The organism is Actinoallomurus acanthiterrae (genome assembly GCF_054775715.1).
The window spans coordinates 64630-87980 of sequence record NZ_BAAHCO010000001.1; the positions used below are offsets into that span (position 1 = coordinate 64630).

Below are 23351 nucleotides of genomic sequence, written 5' to 3' on the forward strand. Positions count from 1 at the left end.
TCGGGCTAGCGGGCCCCGCGATAGGGGTGGTGGCTCGTACGGTGCCGGAGCCGGGCGAGTGGGGCCCGCGCGCCGCGATCGGGCGGTGGTCCGTGCGGCTCCGGGGTTAGGGCGGTCGCGGGACGTCGGCGTCGGCAGGGCTGGCTACGCTGGCGGCGTGCGCTTCGGGGTGCTCGGTCCGCTGGCCGTCTGGACGGATGACGGCGCACTGGTCACGGTTCCCGACCGGAAGGTCCGGGTGCTCCTGGCCGACCTGCTGGCGCACGAGGGGCGGTCCGTGTCGGCGGACCGGCTGATCGACGATCTGTGGGGTGACCGGCCGCCGCGCGATGCGGTGGGCACGCTGCAGGCCCGCGTCTCCCAGCTGCGTACGACGCTCGAGCGCGCCGAACCGGGCGGTCGCGCCCTCGTGGCGTACGGCCCGGCCGGGTACGCGCTGCGCGTCGCCTCCGGTGCCTCCGGCACCGCGCCCGCTGGATCCGGTGGCGCGCGCGCGGGCTCCGACGCCGTGCCCGCCGGGGCCGGGATCGTGCCCGCTGGATCCGGTAGCGCGTCCGTGGGATCCGTCGACGCCGACCGGTTTCGGGACCTGATGCGGCGGGCGCGGGCGGCCGGTGATCCGCGCGTCCGCGAGGAGCTCCTGGCGGAGGCGCTCGGCCTGTGGCGGGGGGCCGCGTACGCCGACTTCGCCGACGAGGCGTTCACCCGGACGGTCGCCGCGCGGCTCGACGACGAGCGCCTCACCGCGTTGGAGGAGCGGGCCGAGACGTGGCTGGAGCTCGGAGAGCACGACCGGGTGATCGAGGAGCTGGCCGAGCCGGTGGCCCGGCATCCGCTGCGGGAGCGGCTGCGGGCCGCGCAGCTGCGGGCCCTGTACCGCGCCGGCCGCCAGGAGGCGGCGCTGGTGAGCTACCAGCGGCTGCGCGAGGATCTGGCCGAGGAGCTGGGAGCGGATCCGGGGCCTGAGATCGCCGCGCTGCACCGCGCGATCCTGACGCACGATCCGGCGCTCGCGCCGCGTCCCCGGACGAACCTGCCCGCGCCGCTGAGCGACCTGATCGGCCGGGCCGAGGCGGTCGCCGAGACCCGGGCGCTGCTGGAGACCGCCCGGCTCGTGACGCTGACCGGCCCCGGGGGCGTCGGCAAGACGCGGCTGGCCCTCGAGGTGGCCGCCGGACTGGCCGCGGCGTACGCCGACGGCGTCTGGCTGGTGGAGCTGGCGGCGCGCACGGGGGCGGAGGTGCCCGACGCGGTGGCGGGGGTCCTGGGCCTCCGCGACGACGCCGTCTCGGGGGTGCTGCCCTCCGGCCGATCCGCGCCGCTCACCGATCGGCTGGCCGACGCGCTGGCCGCGAAGACGCTCCTGCTGGTGCTCGACAACTGCGAACACGTCGGCGAGTCCGTGGCGGACCTGGCGCACCGGCTGCTGAAGGCCGCGCCGGGGCTCCGGATCATCGCGACGAGCCGGGAGCCTCTGGGCATCACGGGCGAGCACCTCCGGGCGGTTCCGCCGCTCGACCTGCCCCCACCCGGAGCATCGGCGGCCGGGGAGTTCAGCGCCGTACGCCTGTTCGCGGCGCGGGCCGCCGCGGCGGCACCGGGATTCGCGTTCGACGCCCTGGACGACGACGAGGCCGGTGCGGTCGCGGCGATCTGCCGGAGCCTGGACGGGATACCCCTCGTCCTGGAGCTCGCGGCCACCCGCGTCCGGACCCTCGGCGTACGCGAGCTGGCGCTCCGCCTCGACGACCGGTTCCGCCTGCTGGCCACCGGGCCGCGTGACGCCCCGGCCCGCCAGCGCACGCTCCGCGCGATGATCGACTGGAGCTGGGAGCCGCTCCCGGAGCCCGAACGGGTGGTGCTGCGGCGCCTGGCCGTCCCCATGGACGGCTGCACCCTCGAGGCCGCCGAGGCGGTCTGCTCCGATGACACCGACGCGCCCGGCGGCCGGGTGCGGCCCACCGACGTCCTCGACGTCCTCGCCCGCCTCGTCGACCGGTCGCTGGTCGTCGCCACCGGCGGCCGGTACCGCCTGTTGGAGTCGATCAGGGCGTACGGTCTCGAACGTCTCGAGGAGGCAGGGGAGTCCGCACGGATTCGCCGCCGCCACGCGGAGTACTACGCCGCCCTGGCCGAGCGAGCCGAGGCCGAGCTGCGCGGCCCCCGGCAGCGGAAGTGGCTCCGGCTGCTCGACCTCGAGTCGGCGAACGTCCGTGGCGCTCTCGAGTGGGCCGCTGGGGAGGGCACCCGCGGGCATCGTCCCATCGGCGCCGATCTCGCGCTACGCCTCGTGGGCGCCATGGCCTGGTACTGGTTCCTGCGCGGCCGGCTCGGCGAGGCCCGCCGGTCGCTGGCCACCGCACTGGGCGTCGACGGCCCGGCGGCACCGGCTCTCCGGGCGGCGGCCGTGGCCTGGCAGGCCGGCCTGACGGCGACGGCACCGGACGGCGCCGAGCCCGCCGCGCGGGTCCCCGAGGCGCTGCACCCGTACGAGGGCGTCGACGACCCGGTCGGCCGGGCCAGGGCGGAATGGTTCCTGACGCTGGTCCGCTGGGCGTACGGCGACTTCGCCGTCCACGAGGCGCAGGTGAATCACGCGCTGGCGGTCTTCGAGGCCGCCGGTGACCGCTGGGGCACGGCGGCGGCGCTGAGCACGCGGGCCAAGCTGGCGATCGGCCGTGGAGATCTCTCGGCCATGGAGCGCGACGGGCGCCGGAGCCTGGAGATCTTCAACGAGCTCGGTGACGCCTGGGGACGCCTCGAAGCGGGCTATGCCCTCACGGTCGTCGCCGAGGTCACCGGCGACTACGACCAGGCGGGGCGCAGGCTCCGCGAGGACCTCGGCCTCGCCGAAGAGCTCGGGATGTGGACGGAGGTGTCCATCCGCCTCTCGGGGCTGGGCCGGATCGCGCTGCTCACCGGCGACCACGCGGAAGCCGAGCGCCTGCACGAGCGGGCCCGGCGGCTGGCGATCGAGCAGGCGAACCGCTCCGCCGAGGAGTACGCCGAGGTCGGTCTCGGCCTCGGGGCCCGCTGGCAGGGACGGCTCGACGAGGCCGAGGCGCACCTGCGCAAGTGGCTCGGCTGGCTCGGTCGGGTCGGCGGCACGGCGGGCGAGGCGTTCATCCTCGCCCAGCTCGGATTCATCGCCGAGCAGCGCGGTGACCACGACGCCGCGCTGCGCCTGCACCGGGAGGGGTACGCCGCGGCCCGCGCCATCGCGGATCCCCGGGCGATCGCCCTCGCCCTCGAAGGACTCGCCGGTGCCGAGACCGGTCTCGGTCGTCCCGAGCGCGCCGCCGCCATCCTCGGGGCGGCCGCCGCGACCCGCGCGTCCGTCGGGGCTCCGTTGCCGCCCGGCGAGCGTGGCGACGTCGACCGCATCACCGGGGCGGTCCGGGCGATGCTCGGCGACGAGGCATTCCTGGCGGCGTTCGAGCACGGCCACCGTTCGGACCCGCACACCGCCGCGTGAAAGGCGGCCGCGTCGAGGGATCGGGTCGCCGCGAGTCGCTGGTCGCGACGTAAGGCGGGGCGAAAATAATCTTGTGGCAGGGGCCACGGCCTCGAACTTCGCCGGCCTGGGCCTGGTCAAGCACTGCTGATCGCGTGATCGGCCATACGTAGCCTCCGCGGTGGAGGGCGCGGACCGCGCCGGCCACCGCGGAGGGCTCAGAGGTGCTCGCGGAGCCAGGCGATGTCGGCGGCCTGTCCGTCGCCGGGCGTCTCCACGATCACCGGCGCGCCGGCCGCGCGTACGACGGCGAGGATCAGCTCCGGGTCGATCTGGCCGTCGCCGAGGTTGGCGTGCCGGTCGGCGCCGGAGCCGAACGCGTCACGGCTGTCGTTGCAGTGGACCAGGTCGATCCGGCCGGTGATGGCCTTGACGCGTTCGACGACGTCGACCAGGTCCTCGCCCGCCGCGTGGGCGTGGCAGGTGTCGAGACAGAATCCGACGTCGAAGCCGTCGAGGGCCTCCCACAGGCGGGCGATCCGGTCGAGCTTGCGCGCCATGGCGTTGTCGCCGCCGGCGGTGTTCTCGATCAGGACGGGGACGGGGTGGTCCTCCATCCGTTCGAAGACCTTCCGCCAGTTGTCGAAGCCGGTCTGCGGGTCGTCGTTCTTCAGCACGTGCCCGCCGTGCACGATCAGACCCTTGGCGCCGATCTTCGCGGCGCCCTCGAGCTGCTGGGTGAGGATCTTGCGGCTCGGGATGCGGATGCGGTTGTTCGGCGACGCGACGTTGACGACGTACGGCGCGTGTATGTACACGTCGACGTCGGAGTCGCGGATCGCCTCGTACCCGTCGGGCATGACGGGCGCCTTCCACCCCTGGGGGTCGCCGAGGAAGAACTGCGCCGCTTCGGCCTTCTTGGCGGCCGCGGCGGCGAGCGGGTCGGTCCGGTCGACGTGGGCTCCGATTCGCAGCATGGCGTCGAGCCTACGCGCGAGGTGGGACGGACGCGCTGACCGCGGCGGATCCGGGGTCGCCGCCGCGGCCCGGCCGATCCGGCGAGCGGGGCCCGGAGGCGAGGTCAGACCGTGAAGCCGCCATGGGACAGTCCGAGACCGACGCCGACGAACGCCATGCCGATCCCCAGGACGTTCAGCCAGCGCTCGGCCGTGGTCGCGGAGACCAGCTGCGAGTACAGGCCGAAGAAGAACGCCACGATCCCCACGCACACGGCGATGAAATGCGTGTCGTGGATGGCGCCCGTCACGAACGCCACGAATCCGGCGACCACGGTGGCGATCGCCAGGGAGTTCTCCAGGGGATGCTCCTGGTGGCGGATATTACGTCGTGGGATCGCTGCCGGTGACATACGATCTGCCACCTCCATCCGAGAGGGTTTCCTCTCAGGGTGTGCCTCGCCGCGATGCTGGTCAACCCCTTGGCAGGCCTCTCGAGGCGGCGAGCGTTCTGTCGGTCCGACGCGGTAGTGTCGAACGTGGTTTCGAACGGAGGATGCCATGACGATGATCACTCGTGACCTGGCCGGCATCGACGACGCCGAGCTCGTCGAGGAGTTGTCCATGCTGACGACCCAGACGGCGCGGATGCGGTCGCGGATGGCCGACATCATGTCCGAGCTCGACCGGCGCCGAGGCCGCTGAGCCACCCGCCCGCGGCGGGGAGCCGTCCGCGCGAAGCGTGCCGATTGAGCTGCTGGTTGTTGGTAGCCTGTGTCGGTCCCGCATATCCGATACGCGGGGCGACGCAAGAGCCCTCCTGTCACGGAGAGACCGTGACCGCACCAGTCCAAAGGAGGTTGGGACCCGCATGCGTCGTTACGAACTCATGGTCATCCTCGACCCGAACACCGAGGAGCGTACGGTCCAGCCGTCGCTCGACCAGTTCCTCACCGTTGTCAAGGACGGCGGTGGCAGCGTGGAGAAGGTCGACGTCTGGGGCCGCCGGCGCCTGTCGTACGACATCGCCAAGAAGTCCGAAGGCATCTACGCGGTCATCGACCTGACGGCCACCCCTGACACGGTCAAAGAGCTCGACCGGCAGCTGAACCTGCAGGAGACCATCCTGCGCACCAAGGTCATCCGCCCCGAGGCCCACTGACCGGTCTCCGGTCAGCCCACGACACGCACACGATCTGTAACCGGAGAGCCGCATGGCAGCAGGCGACACCCAGATCACGATCGTCGGCAACCTCGTCGCCGACCCTGAACTGCGCTTCACGCCCAACGGGCAAGCGGTCGCGACGTTCCGCGTGGCCTCCACCCCTCGCTTCCGCGACCAGCAGTCCGGTGAGTGGAAGGACGGCGAGAGCCTCTTCCTCACCTGCAACGTCTGGCGGCAGGCGGCAGAGAACGTCGCCGAGAGCCTCCAGCGCGGCATGCGGGTCATCGTCCAGGGCCGCCTGAAGCAGCGGTCGTACGAGACCCGCGAGGGCGAGAAGCGCACCGTCTTCGAGGTCGAGGCCGACGACGTCGGCCCGTCCCTGAAGAACGCCACCGCCAAGGTGAACAAGAGCCAGCGCCAGGGCGGCGGTGGCGGCTTCGGCGGAGGCGGCGGCCAGGGCGGTGGCGGCTATGGCGGTGGCCAGGGCGGCGGCTTCGGTGGCGGTCAGGGCGGCCAGGGAGGCCAGGGCGGAGGCGGTTTCGGCGGAGGCGGCAACGCCCCGGCCGACGACCCCTGGGCGACCGGGGGCGGCGGCGGTGGATTCTCCGACGACCCGCCGTTCTAGGCCCGTACGGGCATCACTCATCATCCGACCGACCATTCCCGCGCGAGCGGGGCTCTTCTTCTAAGGAGCACCACGATGGCGAAACCGGCACCACGCAAGCCGAAGAAGAAGGTTTGCCTGTTCTGCCAGGAGAAGCTCTCCTACGTCGACTACAAGGACACGGCGCTGCTGCGCAAGTTCATCTCCGACCGCGGCAAGATCCGCGCTCGCCGGGTGACGGGCAACTGCACCCAGCACCAGCGTGACGTCGCCACCGCGATCAAGAACGCGCGCGAGATGGCGCTGCTGCCGTACACCAGCACGGCCCGCTGAGAAAGGAGTCACTTTTCATGAAGCTCATCCTGACTCAGCAGGTCTCCGGCCTCGGCGCTCCCGGCGAGGTCGTCGAGGTGAAGGACGGCTACGGCCGTAACTACCTGATCCCGCGCGGCTTCGCGATCCAGTGGACCCGCGGCGCGGAGAAGCAGATCGACTCGATCCGCAAGGCTCGCGTGGCCCGTGAGATCGCCAGCGTCGAGCAGGCGGAGGCCATCCGCGGCGAGCTGGAGAAGCTCAAGGTGCGGCTGCGCACGCGTGCCGGTGACAGTGGTCGGCTGTTCGGCGCCGTGACCCCGGCCGACATCGCCGGTGCCGTGAAGTCCTCCGGCGGTCCGCAGCTGGACAAGCGTCGCATCGAGGTCAAGAACCCGATCAAGACGGTCGGCGCCCACCAGGTCGCGGTGCGCCTGCACCCCGAGGTGAGCGCGAAGATCTCCCTTGAGGTCCTCGCCGGCTGACCTTTCGATCAGCGCGAAGGGCCGGGTCCTGTGGACCCGGCCCTTTTCGCATTTCCCTGGGCGGGAGCGATTCCTTTTCGGCCGTCGAAGGTCTGCATTGTCGAAGGCTCCGTGGCACCGCGAGGCCTTCCACAACTGCCCGACCCACACCGCCTGAGCGAGGAACGATGCCGAGCACACAGTCCGAAGCGGTCAAGAGACACTGGGCGGCGGCCCGCCTCGCCGCCGAGCGGCCGGCCGCCGAGCAGCCGGACACCGAGTCCGCGGACGATGCCTGGGGCGGCCTGACGGCCGAACCGCGCGGAGTCGACTACATCGAGACCGACGCGGGCGGCCTGCCCGCGATGTGGGCGATGCCGAAGAGGAGCGCCGAGGATCGCGTGCTGTTGTGCGTGCACGGCGGCGGGTTCGTGAGCGGCTCGATGTACTCGCACCGCAAGATGTTCGGTCATCTGGCCAAGGAGACCGGAGCACGGGCGCTGATCTTCGATTATCGTCTCGCGCTCGAACACATCCATCCGGCGCAGGTCGACGACGCCATCGCCGTCTACCGATGGCTGCTCGACCAGGGGATCGGCGCGGACCGCATCGCGTTCACCGGCGACTCCGCCGGCGGCGGACTCGCGATCACCACCCAGCTCCGGGCTCGCGAACGAGGCCTGCCGCTGCCCGCCGCGACGATGCTGCTGTCACCGTGGGTGGACATGGAGGCCCTCGGGGAGTCGTACCGGACCAACCGGGACCGGGACGCCTTCTTCTCCACGGACGTCGTGCGAGCGCTCGTGGGCATCTTCCTCGGCGAGGGCGGCGACCCCCGCGATCCGCTGGCCAACCCGCTGTACGCCGACCTGTCCGGTCTCGGACCCGTCCACATCCAGGTGGGCGGGGACGAGGTGCTGCTGGATGACGCCCGCCAACTGGAGGAGCACGCGCGCAAGGCCGGTGTGGACGTCCGGCTCCAGGTCTTCCCCGAGATGCAGCACACCTTCCAGATGGCCGCCGGCCGAGCGCCCGAGGCCGACGAGGCGATCCGTGCCATGGCCGACTGGGTACGTCCGAAGCTCGGCCTGTGACCCTCGACGATTCGGACGTCCGGCGTGATGAACGGGGAGCGGGGATGACGGACGTCGTATCCGGCGCTGAGGAGTTCTCCCGTCGTACCGAGCCGTTCCGGCGCGAGCTGCTGGCGCACTGCTATCGGATGCTCGGTGCGGTGGACGAGGCCGAGGACCTCGTGCAGGAGACCTACCTGCGGGCGTGGCGGGCGTACGCCACCTTCGAGGGCCGCGCCTCGCTGCGGGTCTGGCTGTACCGGATCGCCACCAACGCCTGTCTGAACGCGCTAGCGCAGCGTGGTCGGCGGGCGTTGCCGTCCGGTCTGGGCGGTCCCGGCGACGACCCCGACGCCCCGCCGGTTTTGGCCGGCCCCGACGTGGCGTGGCTGCAGCCCATCCCGGACACGCTGGTGAGCCCGGAGTCACAGGACCCCGCGGTGATCACCACCGCACGCGAGAGCCTGCGGCTCGCGCTCATCGCCGGCCTGCAGTATCTGCCGCCGCGGCAGCGGGCCGTGCTCATTCTGCGGGAGGTGCTGGCCTTCCCGGCCGCCGAGGTCGCGGCCATGCTCGACACCACCGCGGCCGCGGTGAAGAGCACGCTGCAGCGGGCCCGCGCCCGCCTCGAGGAGGTGGCCCCGGAACGCGGGCAGATCACCGAGCCCACCGAGCCGAACGTCCAGGCGCTTCTCGAGCAGTACATCGCCGGGTTCGAGCACGCCGACACGACGGCTCTGGAACGGGCGTTGCGCACCGACGCCGCGATAGAGACGGTGGGCACCCGCACCTGGTTCGCGGGCCGCGTGACCTGCCTGCGCTACCTCGCGCACGTGGTCGGATCCCCCGGGGACTGGCGAATGATCCCGACCCGGGCCAACGGACAGCCCGCCGTGGTCGCCTATCACCGCGACGGCGATGGCATCCACCACGCGTTCGGCCTCGGCGTCCTCACCGTGACCGACGGCGGCATCGGCCGTGTCGTCGTCTTCGGTGGCGGACCGGACCTGGTCGCCGAGTTCGGTCTCCCGCCCGTGCACCCGGCCACATTCCGCTGAGCGCCCGCGCCGTGGCGGCCCGTCGAGGACCGCCACGGCGCGGGCGTCCAACGCACCCGGCTCCGCAGCCCGATGTCCATATCAGCGCTATTTCCCGGTGAAACGCCCAATGCGGCCTCCTCGCATTCCGTGATCTGATCACTACGCTTGGCGATCAGTCGTCCACGGGGGGTGGCCACGGTCGTGGGTGAGGGGACGCTACGCCGGAATGTGCTGCGGGCGATGCTGGGCGTCGTCGCCGCCGATGTCATGATGGCAGGCGGGATGATGTGGGCGAACGCCGATGCGGCACCGAGGGTGTACACGCGCAAGGAGTGGGGTGCACGGCCGCCCAGGCGTCCGTCTCATGTGCTCGACCGCGCCCCGGACCACATCATCGTGCACCACACCGCCTCTCCCAACGTGCCGGACCTGTCCCGCGTGCACGCGTTCGCGCTCTCCCGGCAGATCCAGCGGGACCACATGGAGTCCAACGGCTGGGACGACATCGGCGAGCAGCTGACGATCAGCCGCGGCGGTCACGTCATGGAGGGGCGAGCGGGCTCGCTGCAGGCCATCCAGGAGGGGCGACTCGTCGTCGGCGCTCAGTCGCTGCACCACAACAAGCACACGATCGGTATTGAGAACGAGGGTACGTATCTGAAAGACGACGTCCCCGACCCTCTGTGGGAGTCCCTGGTCGACGTCTGCACCTGGCTGTGCACGGCCCACCAACTGGACCCGTCGGTCGCGATCATCGGCCACCGTGACTACAACCAGACGGACTGCCCGGGTGACGTGCTGCACCGTCGGCTGCCCCGCCTGCGGGTGGAAGTGGCGCGCGCCCTGGACGACGCCGCGCGAAGCGCCGACGCGCCTTCGGACGCGCGACGCCGCGTCACCTCGCGCCATCATCGTCGGCTGCGCGGCCACGGAAAGTAGAGATTCGGCTTGAGCCTGCCGCTGGCCGAGAACGCCCGCCCGGCGCGGGCGTCGAGAGGGCGACGCCCGCGCGGTTCGCCGGGCGGCGAATCAGTTTTGAATCTCGTAGTAGGCGCGGCGGCGGGCGAGCTCGGGATCGAGCCCCTCGACGAGGGCCCAGATGCCGGCCACCCGCTCCGCCCACGCGTCCGGCGGAAGGCCGCCGAGGCCCTCGGCCGCCAGGTCGTCGATCGCTCGGGTGAGGCGCGCGAGGCGCTCCCCTTGTGTAGAACACATGTTCGAAGTCTAGCGTGACCGACCGACACGGGAGCGTATTTCCGCGCCTTCACATGCGGCGCTCTTCGCCACTCCCGGCACTCAGGCCCCGCACCAGGGAAAGCGTGTCGCAGACCCCTGACATTCCCCCGAGCGTGGCGGTGCTGTGTCTACGCTGTAGTCTACGACGTAGACAAAGAAGCGTGAGGCGATGGAGGTAGAGGTGGAGCTGGTTCAGACCAAGGGTGCGGTCCTCCACGTCGAGCGATCCGGTCAGGGGCCGGCCCTGGTCCTGATCCCGGGCGGCGGTGGCGACGCGGGCGTGTACGAGGATGTCGCTCCGCTGCTGTCGGGACGGTTCACGGTCATCACGTTCGATCGGCGCGGGAACTCGCGCAGTCGCCTGACCGAGCCCGACGGTCCGGTCGACGTGTCCGACCAGGCGGAAGACGTCGTCGCGATCCTGGACCAGCACGGGATCGACCGCGCGTTCGTGTTCGGCACCAGCGGTGGGGCGGTCATCGCGCTGGAGCTGCTGAGCCGGCACGCCGACCGGCTCCTGGGGGTCGTCGTGCACGAGCCCCCGCTCGTCCAGGTCCTGCCCGCGAACAGCGCCGAGCGGCGGGCCATGGAGGACATCGCCCGGCTGGGACGAGAGAAGGGCACCATGCGGGCGTACGCGGCGTTCGGCGCGATGACGATGGACGATCCACCGCGGATCTTCCGCTCCGCGTCCGGGCAGGCGATGATCGCCGTCGCCACCCGCTGTGGGCTGGCCGTCGGATCGGTGCTGCGCGGCATCACCCGGCGCGAGCCGTCGACCATGACGCGCATGCTGGGCAACGCCGATCTCCTCATCGCGCGCGAACTGCCCGCCGTCTGCTTCCGCTACCGGACCGACCTCGACGCCCTGCGTACGGCCGGTGTCCGCTGGTGCACGGCCGTCGGCGAGCACAGCGCCGGCCGTCCCTACCATCGGCCGGCGCTCGTGCTCGCCGAGCGGCTCGGCGTATCCTGCGAGACGTTCCCCGGCGGCCACACGGTCTACCAGGAGGCCCCGGAGGCATTCACGACCCGGCTCATCACGATCCTGGACCGCTACCGCTCATGACGCCCAAGGGCCGCACCGACGAGACATCGCCGTCCAGGCCTGCCCGGACGCGCCTCAACCGCGACCACATCGCCTCCGCCGCACTGGCCCTCATCGACGCCGACGGCCTCGCGAAGTTCTCCATGCGCAAGCTCGGCGCCGCGCTGGGTGCCGACCCGATGGCCGTCTACCGTCACTTCACGGACCAGGAGGCGCTCTTCGACGGCATCGCGGAGGCGATCTTCGACGAGCTGGACGTCGCCTCCCTGCCCTGGGACGGCACCTGGCAAGAACTGGTCTCGCGGTACTGCCACCGCCTCCGGGACGCTCTTCTGCGGCATCCCCACGCCGTCACGATCTTCGCCACCCGACCGGTCCGCTCGCCCGCGTCGATCGACACCGGCGTCACAATGATCAACCGGCTTCGAGACGCGGGCTTCGCACCGGACGCCGCCCTTCGGATCATCCGCTGCCTGCGGGAGTACACCGTCGGGCACGCCCTCAGCGTCGCCGTACTGCGTCTGGGCGCCGGCGCCGGAGCAGGAGACCCGCCCCGAACGCACCCGATTACAACGCCCTGGCCGAGGCCGCGGACGCCACCGAACCCGACGACCACTTCGACCTCGGCCTCACCGCGATGCTGACCGGTTTGACCCCGGCCGACGGCGCCTGATCCGTATCCTCGGCCTCTCCCGTAGGGCCGATCAGCGAGCGGCGCCGAACCAGCGCGCGCACGCGTGCCGCAGCCCGTCGGCGTCCTCGCCCGCCCACGCGACGTACCCGTCCGGCCGTACGAGCACGGCGGGCGCCGGGGCCTCCTCCGTCCGTCCCGTCACCGTCTCGACCCGGTCGGCCCACGGCCCTGCCACGTCCCGTACGTCGGCTCGGCCGTCGAGGTCGAGCAGCAGCGGCCGACCACTCCGCGACAGCTCCGCCACGCTCGTTGCCGCACCGGCGACGGTCAGGGGCAGGTCCGGGCAGTAGCGGCCGGCGAGCGGATGGTCGACGCCCACCTCGTAGCGCAGGTCGAGATCGGCCATGAGGTCGGTGAGCAGGCGGTTCGCCTCGTCGGTCGAGGCCAGAGTGGTGAAGATGTCGCGCAGCGCGTCGACCCGCGGGCCGGGGGCCAGCAGTGCCACCTGGGCGCGCGTGTTGTGCAGGACGCGAGCCGCGGCCGGGTGCCGTTCGGTCGTGTAGGTGTCGAGCAGTCCGTCCGGGGCCCAGCCGGCGACCTGGGCGGCGAGCTTCCAGCCGAGGTTGACGGCGTCCCCGAGCCCGAGCGCGAGTCCCTGCCCGCCGAACGGCGGATGCACGTGGGCGGCGTCACCGGCCAGCAGCACCCGTCCGGCGCGGTACGTCTCGGCCTGCCGCGTGTTGTCGGTGAACCGTGTGGCGCTGTGCACGGCGGTGACGGTGACGTCGGTGCCGGACAGCCGCCGGAGGGATGCCTGCAGCTCTTCCTGGGTGATCGGCGCGGAGCGGTCGACGGGCGGCCCGTCGAACTCCACGGCCAGAACCCGCTGCGGCATCGGCCCCCGGGCCAGCAGCCCGTGCTCGGTCCGGTGCCAGCCGCGCGGGAAGAAGTCCGGGTCGTCGACCTCGACGAGCGCCTGATGACCGGTGATCACTCCGTCGTCGCCGGGGAAGGCGAATCCGGTGAGCTTGCGGACCGCGCTGCGCCCTCCGTCGCAGCCGACGAGCCATCCCGCGCGCAGCTCGTACGGCTCGTCGGGCCCCTCGACGGCGATCGTGACGCCGGTGCCGTCCTGGTCGAGGCCGGTGAGGGCGTGGCCGCGCCGGACGTCGGCGCCCAGCTCGATCGCGCGTTTCTCGAGGGCGGCCTCGATCACCTGCTGACCGGCGATGATCGGCGCTTCGGCCGGGGTGGTGCCGCCGCGCAGGATCCACAGCCCGGCGAAGTGCCCCCTGAGGGGCGACCCCGCCGTGGCGGTCTTCGTCTGCAGGCTGCCGGCGCCGGGCTTACGGCCGCCCGTCAGCTCGGCGATCGAGGGCAGGTCGCCCAGTAGCTCCACGACACCCCGGCGGATGAGGGTGTCGGCGCCTCGCCCGGTGATACCCCCGGCCTTGACGGTCGGGTCGATCTCGGTCCGCCGCTCCAGGACGACGGCGCGCACCCCCTGGAGCCTGAGTTCGCAGGCGAGGAAGAGGCCGATGGGCCCGGCACCGACGATCACCACGTCGTACGACATCACCACTCCTTAACAGCGTTAAATCCTTAACGGTGTTAAGGGTTACTCGAACAGTGTTAAGTTGTCAACGGGAGGAGGGCGTTCATGGCGCTGGAACGCGAGACGGTGCTCCGCACCGCTCTGCGACTGCTCGACGAGGTCGGCCTGGACGGTCTGTCGCTGCGGCGGCTGGCCAAGGAGCTCGGCGTCCAGGCCCCCGCGCTCTACTGGCACTTCGCGAACAAGCAGGACCTCCTCGACCACCTGACCGTCTTCGCGAGAGATGAGGCCGGCATCGCCATCCGCCCCCCCGAGCCTGATCTGCCGTGGGACGAGTGGCTCGCCGAGGGCATGCGGGTGCAGCGCCGTGGGCTGCTCGCGCACCGCGACGGCGCACGGCTCGCCGCCGGCAACCGGCCGGTACCCGAGTCCTGGCCGCACATCGAGCGCGTGCTGGCGTTCCTGGTCGACGCCGGGTTCAGTCCCGAGGACGCCCTGCGCGCCGTGATCGTCCTCGGTCACTACGTCGTCGGGTTCGTGCTGGACGAGCAGAATGACGCCGAGCGCCAGAGCGGCACTCCCGGCGAGTTCGACCCCGAACGGTTCCCGATCATCACCGCCGCCGGACCCGCCGCCCTCGACGGCGACACGCTGTTCGAGTACGGCCTGCAGCGAATGCTGGACGGCATGCGCGCCCAGGTCGCGGCCCGGAAAGGCTCAGCCGCGGACGGCCCCCGCGACGAGCCACGCGTCGCTCCGGGCCCGCAGGCCGAGGGTGACCAGCCGGGCGGTCATCCAGACGCCCATCGCCAGCCACAGTGACACCAGGCCGCCGCCCAGCGCGTACGCGAGCCACGCCACAGGCAGGAACGCCGCCGTCTGGATCACTCCGGCCACCGCGAGGTAGCCCATGTCCCCGGCACCGATCAGCACACCGTCGAGAACGAAGACCACTCCGGCGATCGGCTGCAGCAGCGCGACGATGACCAGCGCGGCCAGGAGCTGCGACCGTACGGCCGCGTCCCCGGTGAACGCGTCCGGCAGCCAGGGGCGTACGGCGAACAGCGCGAGCGCGAACACCACCCCGCAGGCCACGCCCCACTCGACCATCCGGCGGGTAGCGGCGCGGGCGCCCGCCACGTCGCCCGCACCGAGCTGCCGGCCGGTGATCGCCTGCCCGGCGATCGCGATCGCGTCCAGCGCGAACGCCATGAGCGTCCAGATGTTCGCCGCGATCTGGTGGGCGGCGATCTGCGGGTCGCCGAGGCGCGCGGCGACCATGGTCGCGACGACCAGGACGACGCGCAGGCTGAGCGTCCGGATCAGCAGGCCCACACCGGCCGTCGCGGACGCCCGCAGACCGCGCAGGTCCGGACGCAGCGGCGCGCCGTATGCCCGCGCGCCGCGCACGACCATGACGACGTACGCGGCGGCGCCACCGGTCTGGGCCAGCACGGTGCCCCAGGCCGATCCCGCGATCCCCCACCCCAGCCCCAGAACGAACAGGGCGTTGAGCCCGGCGTTGCCGGCGAACATCCCCACCGACACGACCAGCGGCGTCCGGGTGTCCTGCATACCGCGCAGAACCCCGGTCCCGGCCAGCACGATCAGCATCGCCGGCACCCCGAGCAGGCTGATGTGGACGTACGTCTCCGCCTGCGGTGCGATCACCGCCGACGCCCCGAACGCGCGGACGACCGCCGGGACGAGAGGCCGCCCGGCGAGGATGAGCGCGACCCCGATGAGGGCGGCGAGCCAGATGCCGTCGACGCCCTGGCGCACGGCCGCCCGTTGGTTCCCGGCGCCGATCTGGCGGGAGACGGAGGCGGTGGTCCCGTACGCGAGGAACACGCACAGGTTGACCAGCGTGCCGAGGATCTGCCCGGCCACCCCGAGCGCGCCGAGGGGGACGGTGCCGAGGCGGCCGACGATCGCCGAGTCGGTGAGGAGGAACAGCGGTTCGGCGACGAGCGCGCCGAAGGCCGGTACCGCGAGACGGAGAATCTCCCGGTCGTGGGGGTGCCGGAACATCATGATGTGCCACTGTAACCGACAAATGTGAGTTGACACTTACTTTGTCCTGTGGGTGACCCTGTGGATGACCGGCGCCAAAACTTTCTCCCGCCCACAGGTGGTGGACGGAGTATTACCAGCTCAGCGCGGTCTCTCGCTAGGGTGATTCGATCATCCACAAGTTATCCACAGGCGATGTGCACAGCTGGATCGGCGTGTATGCACAGGCCGTCCACAACACCCTCCACAGATCGTTTTGCCATCCCTCCCGTACCGGCCGCAGACTGTCAGACCCGAGGGGTAGACGTGGAACACGTGAGCGACTGAGGCGGTTGGGGGTGCCGGAATGAGCGTCACCGAGATGCCGTCACACGAGCAGGAGTTCGAGCGCACGCCGCCGCACGATCTCGCCGCGGAGCAGTGCGTCCTGGGCAGCATGCTGCTGTCCCAGACGGCCATCGCCGAGGTCATCGAGATGGTCCAGCCGCGCGACTTCTACCGGCCCGCGCACCAGACCGTCTTCGACCGGGTCCTCGACCTGTACGGCCGGGGCGACCCGGTCGACGCCATCACGGTCAAGGACGAGCTGCTCAAACGCGGCGAGCTCAGCCGCATCGGCGACGCCCCCTACCTGCACACGCTCGTCGCCTCCGTGCCCACGGCGGCCAACGCCGGCTACTACGCCAAGATCGTCCAGGAGAAGGCCGTCCTGCGGCGGCTCGTCGAGGTCGGCACCCGCATCGCCCAGCTCGGCTACAGCACCGACGGCGCCGACGCCGACGCCCTTCTCGACCGGGCTCAGGCCGAGGTCTACGCCATCGCCGACAAACGGTCCGGCGAGGACTACGCACCGCTCAGCGACATCATGCCCGGCGCCCTCGACGAGATCGAGGCGATCGGCAGCCGCGGCGGCCAGATGGTCGGCGTCCCCACCGGCTTCACCGACCTGGACGCCCTCACCAACGGCCTCCACTCCGGACAGATGATCATCATCGCCGCCCGGCCCGCGATCGGTAAAGCTCTCGCTCTGGACACGCCTTTGGCGACGCCGACGGGGTGGACGACGATGGGTGACGTCGCGGTCGGCGATTTCCTGCTCGGCGCCGACGGAATCCCGACTCGTGTGGTGGCGGCTACCGAGGTAATGCACGGACGATCCTGCTATGAGGTGGAATTCTCCGACGGTGAGGTCATTGTTGCGGATGCTGACCACCAGTGGTTGACCTGGACCCGGGCGGCTCGCAGGTATGACGCACAGACGCGTGGTCTGGGAAAGAACTATGCAAATCCCGTAACCCCGAGTGTTGTCACCACCGAGCAGATCGCCGCGACCCTGCGGTGCGCAACTGCAGAACGTCGGCCGAATCATGCGGTGGAGATCCATGCGCCTCTCGAGCTTCCCCCCGTGGATCTACCTATACCGCCTTACGTTCTCGGCGTGTGGCTAGGCGATGGTCATTCCAGCGGAGCCCGCATAACGTCCGCCGATCCGGAGATCGCTGTTCATCTGGAATCCTGTGGAGTCGAAGTCACGCAGGGGAGCGGCCTCAACTATGGACTGAGGTTTGCCCAGGAGCGTACGGTCGGCGAAGAGCGAACGTGCGTGGTATGTGGAACGGCGTTTAAGCCGAAGGCTGTCCAAGTGCGGACGTGTGGCAGATCCTGCGGAGGGAAGGCTCGATTCGTTAGTCCGCCCGCTCCCCCGCCGAGCTGCTCGCGATGTGGTTCTCCCATGACTGGTGCGTCAGCCGGCTCTGGGCTGTGCAATAACTGCTGGAAGAGCCACGGAACTCTCCAAGCCGTTCTCCGAACCGTCGGCGTTTTGGGAAATAAGCACATTCCTGCCTCCTATCTCCGAGCGTCTGTACAGCAGCGGCGCGATCTCCTGGCTGGGATTCTCGATACGGACGGAACCGTCACCAGCAGTGGGGCCATTCAATTGGCGGTGACGTCGCAACGTCTCGCGGAGGGCGTGCGCGAGTTGGTCCTCAGTCTCGGATATCGCTGTTCGATCACTACGAAGACGGTTCGCGGACGTACCGAAGAATCTTCAACCTGTTACATGGTCAACTTTACGACCACGGATGAAGTATTCCGGCTTTCGCGTAAGCAGAAGGTGCATATTGAGCGGCTGAGTCACGATCCGCAGCGAACCCGTTGGCGTTATATCACCGACGTTCGGCCAGTGGAGTCGCGCCCTGTGAGGTGCGTACAGGTCGACAATCAATCAAAGCTTTATCTTGCTGGTCGGCGGATGGTCCCGACGCACAACTCAACTCTCGCGCTCGACCTTGCTCGGGCGGCGGCGATCAAGCATCAGCTGGCGACCGTGGTGTTCTCCCTGGAAATGGGGCGCAACGAGATCACCATGCGCCTGCTGTCGGCCGAGGCGCGGGTCGCGCTGCACGCCATGCGGTCCGGCTCGATGAACGACGAGGACTGGACCCGGCTGGCCCGGCGGATGAGCGAGGTCGCCGAGGCGCCACTGTTCATCGACGACTCGCCGAACATGTCGATGATGGAGATCCGGGCCAAGTGCCGGCGGCTCAAACAGCAGCACGACCTGCGCTTGGTCATCATCGACTATCTGCAGCTGATGCAGTCCGGCAAGCGGGTGGAGAGCCGCCAGGTCGAGGTCTCGGAGTTCTCCCGGTCGCTGAAGCTTCTCGCCAAGGAGCTCGAGGTCCCGGTCATCGCGCTCTCCCAGCTCAACCGTGGCCCGGAGCAGCGAACGGATAAGAAGCCCATGGTGTCCGACCTGCGTGAATCCGGATCGATCGAGCAGGATGCCGACATGGTCATCCTGCTGCACCGCGAGGACGCCTACGAGAAAGAGTCCCCGCGGGCGGGCGAGGCCGACCTGATCGTGGCCAAGCACCGTAACGGCCCCACGGCGACCGTGACCGTCGCCTTCCAGGGCCACTACAGCCGCTTCGTCGACATGGCCCACTGACGGAAAAGGATTGGACGGGGCGATGCTCGGGCTTGTAGCTTCCAGCTGACCGTGACACCGCCCGAGGAGGTGAGACCCATGAACGCTGTATCGACGTGGGTGCTCCTCCTACCCGTCATGGTCGGGCGATTGACGTAGGTGTCGCCGGGAGCGCCTCGACAACAAGGCACTCCCGAAGGGCAACACCTATGCACTCTCCGCAGTTCACCGCCGAGCCGTCGTCGAACGGTATGGCCGGCGCCGATCGCGCGCCCCTCACGTTCGATGTGATCATCGCCGGATGTGGGCCGACCGGTGCGATGCTGGCCGCCGAACTCCGGCTGCACGATGTGCGGGTACTCGTTCTGGAGAAGGAAACCGAGCCCGCGTCGTTCGTCCGCGTAGTCGGCCTGCATATTCGCAGTCTCGAGCTGATGGCGATGCGCGGACTACTGGATCGCATTCTCCAGCACGGAAGACGGCGTCCGGCCGGCGGTTTCTTCGCCGCCATCACCAAACCCGCGCCCGAGGGCCTGGATTCCGCGCACGCCTATCTGCTGGGCATCCCGCAGCCGGTCATCAACCATCTGCTCGAAGAACATGCGATCGAACTGGGTGCGCAGGTCCGGCACGGTTGTTCGGTGGCCGGTTTCGAGCAGGACGACGAGGGTGTGACCGTCGAGCTGTCCAACGGGGAACAGCTGCGTTCGCGCTATCTCGTCGGCTGTGACGGCGGGCGCAGTACGGTGCGCAAACTGCTCGGCGTCGGCTTCCCCGGCGAGCCCTCGCGGACCGAGACGCTGATGGGCGAGATGGAAGTGGGTGTGCCGCGGGAGGAGATCGCCGCCAAGGTGTCCGAAATCAGCGAGACCAATAGGCGATTCTGGCTCAGGCCCTTCGGCGAAGGGGTCTATAGCGTCGTAGTCCCCGTCGCGGGAGTCAGCGATCGCGCGGAACCGCCCACTCTCGAGGATTTCAAACAACAGTTGCGCACCATCGCCGGAACCGATTTCGGCGTGCACTCCCCGCGCTGGCTGTCCCGCTTCGGGGATGCCACCCGGCTGGCCGAGCGTTATCGGGTCGGGCGGGTGCTGCTGGCCGGCGATGCGGCGCACGTCCACCCGCCCACCGGCGGTCAGGGCCTCAACCTGGGCGTTCAGGACGCATTCAACCTCGGCTGGAAACTGGCCGCACAGGTCCGCGGCTGGGCGCCGGAAACATTGCTGGACACCTACCAGGCCGAACGTCATCCGGTCGCCGAGGACGTGCTGGACAACACCCGCGCCCAGATGGAACTGCTGTCCACCGAACCGGGCCCACAGGCCGTGCGCAGGCTGCTCGCCGAACTGATGGACTTCGACGAGGTGAACCGCCATCTGATCGAGAAGATCACCGCGATCGGCATCCGCTACGACTTCGGCGAGGGCCCCGACCTGCTCGGCCGCCGCCTGCGCGACATCGACGTGAGACAGGGCCACCTCTACGGTCTGCTGCATCGCGGCCGCGGTCTGCTGCTGGACCGCACCGAACGCCTGACCGTCGGCCGCTGGTCGGACCGGGTCGATCACCTCGCGGATCCCACTGCGGTCCTGGATGTTCCGTGCCTCCTGCTACGCCCCGACGGCCACGTCGCCTGGATCGGCGACGATCAGCAGGACCTGAACGACCACCTCTCCCGCTGGTTCGGCATGCCCGCCGACTGATTTCCACCCTGATCGCTCTGGGCGGCCGGCTGCGCTACTCGGCGCGGAGGGCGGATGCGGTTCGGGCCCGTGCCGCCCAGCCGGCCGGGCCGAGCGCTCCGGTGACCGCGATGATCAGGCCGGCCAGCGCGAGAAGGACGAGTTCCCACGGTGCGTAGACCGAGATCAGCGACGGCGGGTACCCGGAGTTCGCGGCGTGCGCCATCACCGGCACCACGGCATGGTGCAGGAGGACTCCGGCGGGGACTCCGACGATTCCGGCGACCAGACCGACGCTGGCGACCGAGCACACCACCATGAGGAGGGTCTGCCGCGGCGTCATGCCGATCGCCTTGTACACGCCGATGTCGTGAGCTCGCTCGCGGATCTGCAGCGCCACGGTGTTCAGCACGCCGAGGCCGGCGACCACGGTGATCAGGATCGTCAGCATCGTGATCAAAGTGAGCACGGCGAGGAACTGCGTGGTCGAAGCCTGGGAGGAGGTGGCGCGATAGGAGTGGCCGAGCGCCGCCGACACGTTGTTGGTGTACGCCCGCACGCTGGTGCCGGGCTGGAGGGCCACGTCGAAGTACTGCGGCCGCGCACCCGGGTCGAAACGGGAGAGCGTGGCCGGGCTCAGGTACAGCTCGGGTTGACTGCCGGTCTTGAACACCTCGCCCACGATCTGGACCGTCAGCCGGTGCCGGCCGGAGATCAGTGTGTACGTCGACCCGACCGAGGTGCCGGTGTCGGTGAGGAACAGCGTGTTCACATCCACCTCCGCGGCTCCCGAGGAGGTGGAGTACCAGCGGCCGGAGATCAGCGGAATCCCGCTCAGGGACGGGGTGCCGCCGTAGGCGACGGCGGCTGCCTTCCGCGCCGAGCCGGGCACGCTGAACTCGTCGTCGGTCTCGGTCATGTAGTACCGCGTTCCGGCCTGTGCTTTCAGCGCCGTCTCGACGGCGTGCTGCTGTGCGTCGCTCAGAGAGGGAGGCCGGCCGCCTGCGCCGCCCGACACCTGCACCGGCATGCGCGAGTAGGGCGAGTCGCCGCCGACCCGGATCAGCGTCGACCCCAGCCCGATGCCGAACGTCACCGCCGCGGCACCGAACACGATGACCACCCAGGTCGTCACCGTCCGCGCGGGCCGAGCGGCCGGCGCGGCCAGGCCGAGCGTGATCGACCGAGGGAGTGACCGCAGTCGCGCCGCGGCCCGGTGTGCGAAGAAGCCGTGGACCGGGCGGGGGGCACGGCCGGTGGCGATCGCCTGGATGGCGCTCATCCGGCCCGCCCGCAGCGCGGGAAGGACCCCGCCGACCGCGGTCAGCGCGAGTGCCGCCAGCGGAACCAGGACGTCGACCCACAGCGGGACGCTCAGCGTCCCCACCTGGTAGACGTGCGCGTTCACCTCGAGCATGGGTATCGCCAGCAGGTTCCCGACCACGACCCCGACGGCGCAGCCGACCATCGCCGGAACCAGCACCAGCAGCACGTACGAGGCGACCACCTGCACCGGGCTGAAACCGATCGCCTTGAGCACACCGATGCGGGTGGTTCCGGCGATCACCGCACCGGCCACCACGTTCACCACGATCAGCACCGAGATCACCAGCGCGATCACGCCGAACGCGATGATGAACGGCACCCACGGCTGGATCCCGGCCTGTTCCGCCTGCCGAACGTCCAGATAGGACGCGCTGCCGAGGACCGCGCCGCTCGGCAGCGCCGACCGTACCGAGGTGATGTCGGCGGCGACCGCGGACTGCGACTCCGCGTGGGTGAACCGGTAGAGCAGCTGAGCCTCCCCGGTTCCTCCCACGCTCCGGAGCGAGGCGATCTGGGACGGCGTCACCCAGCCGGCGGCGGTGTGGGTGATCGAGTTCGCGGTACCGACCACGGTCAGCGTCTGCGAGCCGATGGTGAGAGTCGACCCGGTGAACACCCCGTTGCCCCGGTCGACGACGATCTGCCCGTCGCCGTCCGGCCAGTGGCCGTCGAGCAGCGTAATGTCGTCCACCGGGCCGCTCGGGGCGGACCGGCCGACGATCCGGAGCGGCGTCGTCGACGAGCCGGGTACTCCGGGAACCGTGACCCGCGCGTTCACCTCGACCTCGCCGAACGGGCCGGACGCAGCCGTCACACCCGAGAGCCGGGACGTCGCGGCAAGCCGGTCGGCGTCGGCGACCGAGGTGTTCACGGTGACGGCGATGTGGGCGCCGTTCTGTTCTGCGAACGCGCGGTCGAACGCGCCGTGGGCGCCCGCGAGCAGCCCCAGCGCGACCGTCGAGGTCGCGGTGGCCGACAGCATGACGACACCGATGATCAGTGCCTGCAGGCGGCGTCCGCGCAGGCCGCTGAGGGCCGTGCGGAGGACCGCGGTCATCGCCGGCCCCCCACGCCGGGCGCGCCCGCGGGACCTGCCGGGTCGGCCGAGTCCGACCTGATCCGGCCGTCGGCGACGGAGATCACCCGGCTCGCGTACCTGGCGGCCAGCTCCGGGTTGTGGGTGACCAGGATCAGCGTCTGCCCGGTCGAGTTCAGATCCAGCAGCAGTGCGCCGATCTCCTCTCCGGCCCTGGTGTCCACCGCACCGGTCGGCTCGTCGGCGAGCAGCAGCGCGGGCCGGTTGATCAGGGCCCGGGCGATCGCCACACGCTGCCGCTCACCGCCGGACAGCCGCGCCGGGTAGGCGTCGCGGCGGTGGTTCAGCCGGAGCCTGTCCAGCAGCTCGTCGGCCCGCTGCCGCGCGCCGTCCGACCGGCCCCCGGCGAGCTGGGCGGGCAGCAGGATGTTGTCCATGACGGTCATGTCGTCGAGCAGGTTGAAGAACTGGAAGATCATGCCGACCTGGCGCCGGCGGTACTTGGCGGCGGCGGTCTCGTTCATCTTGTCCACGCGGTCCTGGCCGACCTGCACCGTGCCGGTGGTCGGCCGGTCCATCGCCGCTATCAGGTTGAGCAGCGTCGACTTGCCGCTGCCGGACGGCCCCATGATCGCGACCGCCTCGCCGGCATGCACCGCCAAGTCGACGTCCGCGACCGCCGGCGCCGCCCCGTCGTCGTACCGTTTGGTCACGCCGTCCAACCGGATCAACTCCACGCCGGTGGCAGGCACGCTCTGTCGTCTCATGGCGCCCACTTTGGCCACGCGGGGCACGTCACGGTATCGGCTGGAAGTCTGCTT

At 70.5% G+C, this 23351-nt stretch carries 21 protein-coding genes; 14 read left to right on the top strand and 7 right to left on the bottom strand.

All coding sequences use genetic code 11. The features are described 5' to 3' along the window. The first annotated feature begins 157 nt into the window (after positions 1-157). A complete protein-coding gene (locus ACYVF7_RS00305) occupies positions 158-3475 on the top strand; it encodes a BTAD domain-containing putative transcriptional regulator (protein WP_460332990.1) in 3318 nt (1105 codons plus the stop codon). Positions 3476-3672: 197 nt separating this feature from the next. Here ACYVF7_RS00305 and ACYVF7_RS00310 read toward each other — a convergent pair whose 3' ends face one another. Further along, positions 3673-4431, bottom strand: coding sequence for a deoxyribonuclease IV (locus ACYVF7_RS00310; protein ID WP_460332993.1), 759 nt, complete (start codon positions 4429-4431; stop codon positions 3673-3675). A gap of 104 nt (positions 4432-4535) precedes the next feature. Continuing rightward, complete coding sequence (locus ACYVF7_RS00315) at positions 4536-4823, bottom strand: hypothetical protein (RefSeq protein WP_460332996.1); 288 nt, start codon at positions 4821-4823, stop codon at positions 4536-4538. Between the two features lie 148 nt (positions 4824-4971). On the opposite strand from ACYVF7_RS00315, the gene ACYVF7_RS00320 reads away from it, so the two are divergent. From ACYVF7_RS00320 to ACYVF7_RS00355, 8 genes are all read left to right on the top strand, one after another. After that, the gene (locus ACYVF7_RS00320) at positions 4972-5115 is read left to right on the top strand and encodes a hypothetical protein (RefSeq protein WP_252843549.1); all 144 of its coding nucleotides are present in this window, start codon (positions 4972-4974) and stop codon (positions 5113-5115) included. Between the two features lie 166 nt (positions 5116-5281). Further along, positions 5282-5572, top strand: a complete 291-nt coding sequence (rpsF, locus tag ACYVF7_RS00325) for a 30S ribosomal protein S6 (RefSeq protein WP_460332999.1) — start codon at positions 5282-5284, stop codon at positions 5570-5572. Between the two features lie 52 nt (positions 5573-5624). Next, positions 5625-6200, top strand: a complete 576-nt coding sequence (locus tag ACYVF7_RS00330) for a single-stranded DNA-binding protein (protein ID WP_460333002.1) — start codon at positions 5625-5627, stop codon at positions 6198-6200. A 75-nt stretch (positions 6201-6275) separates the two neighbouring features. Further along, on the top strand, positions 6276-6512 hold the full coding sequence (gene rpsR, locus ACYVF7_RS00335; protein WP_252781265.1) for a 30S ribosomal protein S18: 237 nt from the start codon (positions 6276-6278) through the stop codon (positions 6510-6512). Between the two features lie 17 nt (positions 6513-6529). Continuing rightward, the gene (gene rplI / locus ACYVF7_RS00340) at positions 6530-6976 is read left to right on the top strand and encodes a 50S ribosomal protein L9 (RefSeq protein WP_460333005.1); all 447 of its coding nucleotides are present in this window, start codon (positions 6530-6532) and stop codon (positions 6974-6976) included. 167 nt (positions 6977-7143) lie between these two features. Further along, entirely contained in the window at positions 7144-8049 is a 906-nt protein-coding gene (locus tag ACYVF7_RS00345) for an alpha/beta hydrolase (protein ID WP_460333008.1), read from the top strand. 44 nt (positions 8050-8093) lie between these two features. Beyond that, positions 8094-9086, top strand: coding sequence for a sigma-70 family RNA polymerase sigma factor (locus tag ACYVF7_RS00350; RefSeq protein ID WP_460333011.1), 993 nt, complete (start codon positions 8094-8096; stop codon positions 9084-9086). A 183-nt stretch (positions 9087-9269) separates the two neighbouring features. Beyond that, a complete protein-coding gene (locus ACYVF7_RS00355) occupies positions 9270-10007 on the top strand; it encodes a peptidoglycan recognition protein family protein (protein ID WP_460333014.1) in 738 nt (245 codons plus the stop codon). Between the two features lie 90 nt (positions 10008-10097). Here ACYVF7_RS00355 and ACYVF7_RS00360 read toward each other — a convergent pair whose 3' ends face one another. Next, positions 10098-10283, bottom strand: coding sequence for a hypothetical protein (locus ACYVF7_RS00360; protein WP_433178816.1), 186 nt, complete (start codon positions 10281-10283; stop codon positions 10098-10100). A gap of 202 nt (positions 10284-10485) precedes the next feature. On the opposite strand from ACYVF7_RS00360, the gene ACYVF7_RS00365 reads away from it, so the two are divergent. Next, on the top strand, positions 10486-11373 hold the full coding sequence (locus tag ACYVF7_RS00365) for an alpha/beta fold hydrolase (protein WP_460333018.1): 888 nt from the start codon (positions 10486-10488) through the stop codon (positions 11371-11373). Next, positions 11370-11996 carry a TetR/AcrR family transcriptional regulator C-terminal domain-containing protein gene (locus ACYVF7_RS00370; RefSeq protein ID WP_460333021.1) on the top strand — a complete coding sequence of 209 codons (627 nt, stop codon included), beginning with the start codon at positions 11370-11372 and terminating at the stop codon, positions 11994-11996. The genes ACYVF7_RS00365 and ACYVF7_RS00370 overlap by 4 nt, the downstream gene beginning before the upstream one ends. A 60-nt stretch (positions 11997-12056) precedes the next feature. On the opposite strand, the gene ACYVF7_RS00375 is transcribed toward ACYVF7_RS00370, so the two are convergent. Then, positions 12057-13562 carry an FAD-dependent monooxygenase gene (locus ACYVF7_RS00375; protein WP_460333024.1) on the bottom strand — a complete coding sequence of 502 codons (1506 nt, stop codon included), beginning with the start codon at positions 13560-13562 and terminating at the stop codon, positions 12057-12059. Between the two features lie 84 nt (positions 13563-13646). Here ACYVF7_RS00375 and ACYVF7_RS00380 point away from each other — a divergent pair, with 84 nt between their 5' ends. Further along, on the top strand, positions 13647-14363 hold the full coding sequence (locus ACYVF7_RS00380; RefSeq protein ID WP_460333027.1) for a TetR/AcrR family transcriptional regulator C-terminal domain-containing protein: 717 nt from the start codon (positions 13647-13649) through the stop codon (positions 14361-14363). Here the strand turns inward: ACYVF7_RS00380 and ACYVF7_RS00385 are convergent. Further along, a complete protein-coding gene (locus tag ACYVF7_RS00385; RefSeq protein ID WP_460333030.1) occupies positions 14259-15575 on the bottom strand; it encodes an MATE family efflux transporter in 1317 nt (438 codons plus the stop codon). The two genes, ACYVF7_RS00380 and ACYVF7_RS00385, sit on opposite strands and share 105 nt — an antisense overlap. Before the next feature lie 325 nt (positions 15576-15900). Here ACYVF7_RS00385 and dnaB point away from each other — a divergent pair, with 325 nt between their 5' ends. Together dnaB and rox are read left to right on the top strand one after the other, a co-directional pair. Further along, positions 15901-18507, top strand: coding sequence for a replicative DNA helicase (gene dnaB, locus ACYVF7_RS00390; RefSeq protein WP_460333032.1), 2607 nt, complete (start codon positions 15901-15903; stop codon positions 18505-18507). A gap of 230 nt (positions 18508-18737) precedes the next feature. Next, on the top strand, positions 18738-20189 hold the full coding sequence (gene rox, locus ACYVF7_RS00395) for a rifampin monooxygenase (RefSeq protein WP_460357723.1): 1452 nt from the start codon (positions 18738-18740) through the stop codon (positions 20187-20189). A gap of 34 nt (positions 20190-20223) precedes the next feature. Here the strand turns inward: rox and ACYVF7_RS00400 are convergent, their stop codons facing one another. Further along, positions 20224-22551 (bottom strand): ABC transporter permease, encoded by a 2328-nt coding sequence (locus ACYVF7_RS00400; RefSeq protein WP_460333035.1) that lies wholly within the window; start codon positions 22549-22551, stop codon positions 20224-20226. Further along, positions 22548-23297 (bottom strand): ABC transporter ATP-binding protein, encoded by a 750-nt coding sequence (locus ACYVF7_RS00405; protein ID WP_460333038.1) that lies wholly within the window; start codon positions 23295-23297, stop codon positions 22548-22550. Before ACYVF7_RS00405 ends, ACYVF7_RS00400 begins: the two co-directional genes overlap by 4 nt. Positions 23298-23351: the final 54 nt, after the last annotated feature.

Coding starts and splice junctions, on each gene's coding strand:
- rpsR (WP_252781265.1), top strand. CDS start 6,276: ATGGCGAAACCGGCACCACGCAAGCCGAAGAAGAAGGTTTGCCTGTTC.
- dnaB (WP_460333032.1), top strand. CDS start 15,901: ATGAGCGTCACCGAGATGCCGTCACACGAGCAGGAGTTCGAGCGCACG.
- ACYVF7_RS00360 (WP_433178816.1), bottom strand. CDS start 10,283: ATGTGTTCTACACAAGGGGAGCGCCTCGCGCGCCTCACCCGAGCGATC.
- ACYVF7_RS00375 (WP_460333024.1), bottom strand. CDS start 13,562: ATGTCGTACGACGTGGTGATCGTCGGTGCCGGGCCCATCGGCCTCTTC.
- rplI (WP_460333005.1), top strand. CDS start 6,530: ATGAAGCTCATCCTGACTCAGCAGGTCTCCGGCCTCGGCGCTCCCGGC.
- ACYVF7_RS00370 (WP_460333021.1), top strand. CDS start 11,370: ATGACGCCCAAGGGCCGCACCGACGAGACATCGCCGTCCAGGCCTGCC.
- ACYVF7_RS00345 (WP_460333008.1), top strand. CDS start 7,144: ATGCCGAGCACACAGTCCGAAGCGGTCAAGAGACACTGGGCGGCGGCC.
- ACYVF7_RS00385 (WP_460333030.1), bottom strand. CDS start 15,575: ATGATGTTCCGGCACCCCCACGACCGGGAGATTCTCCGTCTCGCGGTA.
- rpsF (WP_460332999.1), top strand. CDS start 5,282: ATGCGTCGTTACGAACTCATGGTCATCCTCGACCCGAACACCGAGGAG.
- ACYVF7_RS00380 (WP_460333027.1), top strand. CDS start 13,647: ATGGCGCTGGAACGCGAGACGGTGCTCCGCACCGCTCTGCGACTGCTC.
- ACYVF7_RS00405 (WP_460333038.1), bottom strand. CDS start 23,297: ATGAGACGACAGAGCGTGCCTGCCACCGGCGTGGAGTTGATCCGGTTG.
- ACYVF7_RS00400 (WP_460333035.1), bottom strand. CDS start 22,551: ATGACCGCGGTCCTCCGCACGGCCCTCAGCGGCCTGCGCGGACGCCGC.
- rox (WP_460357723.1), top strand. CDS start 18,738: ATGGCCGGCGCCGATCGCGCGCCCCTCACGTTCGATGTGATCATCGCC.
- ACYVF7_RS00350 (WP_460333011.1), top strand. CDS start 8,094: ATGACGGACGTCGTATCCGGCGCTGAGGAGTTCTCCCGTCGTACCGAG.
- ACYVF7_RS00320 (WP_252843549.1), top strand. CDS start 4,972: ATGACGATGATCACTCGTGACCTGGCCGGCATCGACGACGCCGAGCTC.
- ACYVF7_RS00310 (WP_460332993.1), bottom strand. CDS start 4,431: ATGCTGCGAATCGGAGCCCACGTCGACCGGACCGACCCGCTCGCCGCC.
- ACYVF7_RS00330 (WP_460333002.1), top strand. CDS start 5,625: ATGGCAGCAGGCGACACCCAGATCACGATCGTCGGCAACCTCGTCGCC.
- ACYVF7_RS00315 (WP_460332996.1), bottom strand. CDS start 4,823: ATGTCACCGGCAGCGATCCCACGACGTAATATCCGCCACCAGGAGCAT.